Source organism: Okeania sp. SIO3B5 (genome assembly GCF_010692555.1).
Classification (GTDB): Bacteria; Cyanobacteriota; Cyanobacteriia; order Cyanobacteriales; family Microcoleaceae; genus Okeania.
The window spans coordinates 1-5,232 of the sequence record NZ_JAAHHG010000630.1; the positions used below are offsets into that span (position 1 = coordinate 1).

Annotated in this window: 2 protein-coding genes and 2 pseudogenes; 2 read left to right on the forward strand and 2 right to left on the reverse strand. The window is 37.7% G+C overall.

Going from position 1 to position 5,232, the window contains the following annotated elements:
- Positions 1-231: 231 nt before the first annotated feature.
- Together F6K54_RS39770 and F6K54_RS39775 are read right to left on the reverse strand one after the other, a co-directional pair.
- Positions 232-381 carry a hypothetical protein gene (locus F6K54_RS39770; RefSeq protein ID WP_293089831.1) on the reverse strand — a complete coding sequence of 50 codons (150 nt, stop codon included), beginning with the start codon at positions 379-381 and terminating at the stop codon, positions 232-234.
- Positions 382-1,266: 885 nt separating this feature from the next.
- The gene (locus F6K54_RS39775; RefSeq protein ID WP_293089833.1) at positions 1,267-2,250 is read right to left on the reverse strand and encodes a GntR family transcriptional regulator; all 984 of its coding nucleotides are present in this window, start codon (positions 2,248-2,250) and stop codon (positions 1,267-1,269) included.
- Positions 2,251-2,858: 608 nt separating this feature from the next.
- On the opposite strand from F6K54_RS39775, the pseudogene F6K54_RS39780 reads away from it, so the two are divergent.
- Both F6K54_RS39780 and ltrA read left to right on the forward strand, forming a co-directional pair.
- Positions 2,859-3,194: pseudogene (locus tag F6K54_RS39780) on the forward strand (dienelactone hydrolase family protein); the annotation flags it as partial.
- Between the two features lie 592 nt (positions 3,195-3,786).
- Positions 3,787-5,197: pseudogene (gene ltrA, locus F6K54_RS39785) on the forward strand (group II intron reverse transcriptase/maturase); the annotation flags it as partial.
- Positions 5,198-5,232: the final 35 nt, after the last annotated feature.

The following is a 5,232-nucleotide window of genomic DNA, read 5'->3' on the forward strand; positions in this document are numbered from 1 at the left end:
TGGGTTTAAAGCCTCGCCCTTGTAGGGCGACTTTTTATTTTAGTATGCAAGTGAATTGAATATATGCTACAGTGTTATTAGTTGCCGGGGGGCACTCGGAAACTCGTGCGCGGACGTGGAGGGAAGCATAAGACTACCGCCAAGGAAGCAGCACCCTGTGTTAGCGGCAGCTATGCGAAGCAAAGCGTCAACCCGCCGAAGAGCTAGGGCTCAGTAGGAATCCCCGCGCCTTTAGGCCGGGGAGGATGTCAAATTAGGAATTGAATCTTTACTAAATGCACGAGCAGAGCGACGCTTCTCAATAGCTTGCTTTAAATTAATGCTAGGTTCCATAAAATCAAAATATAATTTGTAGTTAGATTTTTTTATAGTTGTAAGCATTCAGCTATTAGCTGAATGCTTACCTATAGTTTTCCTATTTCTAAGATGTGAAAATAACATTGATAGGAAAAATGGAATAGGAGAAATTTTATAGATATAGCAATCCTAAATTGGTTGTGATAATTTTTATAGGTAGTTAATTTAAACTGAAAACCTTTAAAATTATCGCTCCTGACTGCCACTAAAATATTACAAATTAAAAAGGATGGCTATAGAGATTGTTTAGCACTTCTATATTCAGCAATTATTAGGTTTCACAATATTTAGGGTTTGCGCTCAAAAGTCTTTTTGTTGAGTTAGGGAGTAGGGAGTAGTTAAATAATTAATAATGAATAATTAATAATAAGAGGGTATCTGTAAATAAAATATTAAATCCTGGTGTAGGCTTGGGTTGGGCAGATTACATGGTTAAAGTTAATAGTTAGCTTTGTGATTCGCCGTAATCCAGTAAAACGTAAACTTTTGAGCATCTCTTAAGATTTATTTTACAGATACTTTCTCAGGAGTTTAGGGGAGTTATAGAGGAGGTAGTCGTTCATAATGGTTTCTTGATTTGTCTGCCATAATCGTCCCAAAATACTAGCTTTTTGCAGCTCTTTCCACCGAAAACAGGCGCACTTTTTTAAACCAAAAAATGCTACAACCAATATCAGTCAATGCGCGCGATATTTAATCAGCAAGCCCTATTTATAGGGATTTTCACAAAGGTAGACTACAAAGCTTCTGCCTTCTGCCTTAAAGCCAAAATCTCTGTATTCTTATGTTAATGAAAACTGCTATAAAAATACCATATAAAGTTATAGCAGCATAAACATTAGAAATAGGGAATAAATTAATATTAATTTTATCTAATTGTTCTTCATTTTGAATAATCTCGAGTCCTAACTATACCAAACCCAACTCTCGTTTCAATAAATTAATCGACTCTGTACCAATGTAATTTTCAAAGCAGATAATTTGTGGTGGGCGAATAAGATCTGCTCTGTTTTTTTGTACGGCAACTTTAACTTTACCTTCGCTAAATTTGTCACAAATAATTATTTTAGCTATCCGCACCATAGCATCAACTTTGTGGGTTTCTTCCTGTTGCGCAGTCATTACATTTATATCATTTCCACGCAAGCTGTAAATAATTACTTCTGCAGCTTTTAGTAGGCCAGAACTGAGACTAACTATACCAAAGTAACTTCCCTGAGATAAATTATTGACCAACTTAAATTCTTGAGCATAATCATATATATCAATTGGAATCACTCGTACAGATTGAGGAGCAGCTATTTTTTCAGCTCGTCCAATGAAATATCGACTTGTGACAACCGTTCCAGAAGATACTTCATCTATAACCCTACCCAGTTCTTCTAGAGGAACTACTTGCACAGAAATATTAAGAGCTTGTTCCAACTCTTTAGCCATTAACTGTCCAATACCAATATCATTAGAGGGAGCTGTAACTAATACCCTGGCACTACAACGCAGTCGCCAATCAATCTCAGTGAGAAACATTTCTCTAGCTTCATTCAGACTACAACCTTGAGACAGTAATTCATCCAAGCTACCCTTGACTATATTACTGGCATAGGGATACTTTTCATAAATGGGAGACTTTAACTTTGAACCTCCCTCATTTCCCTGTGCTCTGACATAAATACCGGAACCTGCTTGAGCTTCCACAAGACCAGTATCTTCAAGTTGACGATATACCTTACTTATAGTGTTGCGATGTAAACCAGTTTGCATCGCAAGTTGTCGAGTACTAGGTAGTCGATGGCCAGGAGGAAACTTTCGGGAAGCTATGGCAAACCGAATTTGATTAAATAATTGGTTTGATGCAGGAATATCACTATCTGCTTTAATCTGAAAATTAACCATAGTAGAAAAAACTGCTACTCAGAAATCAATTTTTATGCTCTAATTTTAGTTTTTCTTTTGTCAAGAACTGACTCATATTAAATCTTTTAATTAAATTGATATTAATAGCTTGAGCAATTATTATATATTTTGAACAATCGACTAGATAGCATCTAGTTTTGAATAAGGTTTTAAGTAGGGCTTGCTGATTAAATATAAAATCATTGATAGATAAAGCTTTGAGCATTTTTAGGGCTGGAAAAAGGTTCAAAAAGTTAGCAGAAAAGGGTCACTAGGACAGAAAAATCAACAGACCATTTTTACCAATGGATAATTGATAATTGATAATTAATCGAATCTAGGTTTAAAGTCTCTTCTTTTAAGGATAAGAAAGAAATAAGATTTCCTTATATTCTCCGTAACGGTTAAAACCCGAGGTAATTATCCATTATTCATTATCCATTATCAATTAATGAAGACTACCACCTCCATAACTCCCATTCCTCCTGACTCCTGAGGACTGACTCCTACCCTTACAAAAAGACTTTCATAAGCAAACCCTAAGTAAACTTTTCCCAATCTAAATACCTACAACCTGTTACCTAATACCTTCGGAGTGTAGAAACTATATGACAGAATTAAAAATCCATACAGGCCATATTCAAGTCCCCAACGGAGACCTAGAAATAGCTTCCTATATAGCACAACCAGTAGAAGGAAATCTATTTCCAGCAGTAGTAGTAATTCAAGAAATATTTGGGGTTAATGCTCATATTCGAGAAGTAACAGAAAAATTTGCCAAAGAAGGTTATGTAGCGATCGCTCCTTCAATCTACCAACGTCAAGCGCCAGGCTTTGAAGTGGGCTATACTGAGGAAGATTTAAAACTGGGTCGCAATTATAAAGAACAAACCAAAGCTTTAGAACTACTAAGTGATATTCAAGCTACTATAAATTATCTCAAAGTGCGACTCGTTGGCCACTAAACTAGGAGACTAGGTATAAACGGCCGTTCCAAATCAATACATGAGGACAACCTCGATTTGTGAATAACTCTTATATCCTTAGTGGTGAAATTCCACCGCCTTGTTGTTGGGTAGAAAGCATAGACCACGGAGTAGAGACTGAACATCAATCTCCGAAGCTGGTCTAAAAAGCGGGAAAATACCAGTTACCAGGAACGATACCGCAAGCAAAGGCTGACAAGTGGACGAACAGGAAGGTAATTAAACTCTCGTAAATTTTAGCCATCCCAAAGGTAGCTGTGGGATGTAGGACGAAAGTCAGAGGGTCAATGGGTAATATCATTTTGGGGAGATTACCAGCAACCATATCGAACCCTCCGGGAGATTTCACCCCACTAAATTAGCCGTAAAAAAAGGAATAAGGGAACGAGGAAACCTCTCTAATACACCTAAGAATATAGGTCGAGAACTTAGGAAGCCATTCAAGGTCAATCTACGCTTTGGACGTAGGTCTTAGAGAGAGTAGGATTGGGTAAGAAGCAGTAATGCAGACGTACCCACTGTTAGACGTAATGTAAGGCAATGAATAGTAATGAATAAAGCTCAGACACTGAAAAGAAGATTAGGAAACCCTAAACCATTTTTAAGCGTAGCAAGGGACACAGATGATATACCTTCACAAATTTCAACCAATCCAGCCCAAAAATGGAAGGATATAAATTGGAAGAAGGTAGAGAAATCTGTATTCAAATTACAAAAATTGATTTACAGAGCATCCAGCCGTGGCGAACTCCGCAAGATGCACAGATACCAAAAGCTTCTTTTAAAAAGCTATTACGCAAGGTTGCTAGCTGTTAGACGCGTGACACAGGATAACCAGGGAAAGAAAACTGCTGGAGTAGATGGTATTAAAAATCTACCACCAATGCAACGATTCAACTTGGTGAACCTACTCGCATCACGCCACCTCAAAGCAAGCCCCACCCGCAGAGTCTATATACCAAAACCTGGCAGAGATGAAAAACGTCCATTAGGCATCCCTACGATGTACGACAGAGCGTTACAAGCCCTGGTGAAGCTAGGTATGGAACCAGAATGGGAGGCACGTTTTGAACCTAATAGTTATGGTTTTAGACCAGGTAGGTCAACACATGACGCCATAGGTGCAATATACGTCAGCATCAACAAAAAACCAAAGTATGTACTTGATGCCGATATATCTAAATGTTTCGACCGAATTAACCACGATGAACTTCTAGGAAAGATAGGTCAATCTCCCTACAGACGATTAATCAAACAATGGTTAAAGTCTGGAGTATTTGACAACAAACAATTCCTAGAATCTGTGGAAGGTACGCCACAGGGAGGGGTCATATCACCCCAAAAGCGCAAACATCGCCCTACACGGTATGGAAGAAAGATTAATGGAATTCGCCAAAACCTTAGATATTAAAGATTGTAATGGTCATCAAATAGGTTGGCGAGATAAAATACAAAGGCTTTCCCTAATACGCTACGCTGATGACTTTGTAATCCTACATGAAGACATCAAAGTAGTGTTAAAAGCAAAAGCCGTAATACAGGGATGGTTAAGCCAGATAGGATTAGAACTAAAACCAGAGAAGACCAAGATTGCCCATACCTTGGAAGAATATGAAGGAAATAAACCCGGATTTGACTTTTTAGGTTTCACAATCAGGCAATGGAAAATCAAGTCAACCAAACAAGGATTTAAGACGCTGATTAAACCGTCCTCTAAGAGTATAAAAACTCACTATCGGAAATTGGCGGGTATATGTGATAAATATAAAACTGCCTCAACAAAAGCTTTAATAGCTAAGTTAAATCCGGTAATAAAAGGATGGGCTAACTACTTTTCCATTGTAGTCAGTAAAGAGACATTCAATAAAATTGATATGCTTCTATGGAAAAGATTATGGAGATGGGCAAGTAGAAGGCATCCAAATAAGTCAGCTAATCGACATAAAACCACCATAGCTCCAACCCCAAATACCTATTCTGCTTTCATCAATGTAAT

What these genes read in the sequence shown, in the direction of transcription:
- F6K54_RS39770 (WP_293089831.1), bottom strand. Translation starts at nt 381, where the DNA reads ATGCTTACAACTATAAAAAAATCTAACTACAAATTATATTTTGATTTT.
- F6K54_RS39775 (WP_293089833.1), bottom strand. Translation starts at nt 2,250, where the DNA reads ATGGTTAATTTTCAGATTAAAGCAGATAGTGATATTCCTGCATCAAAC.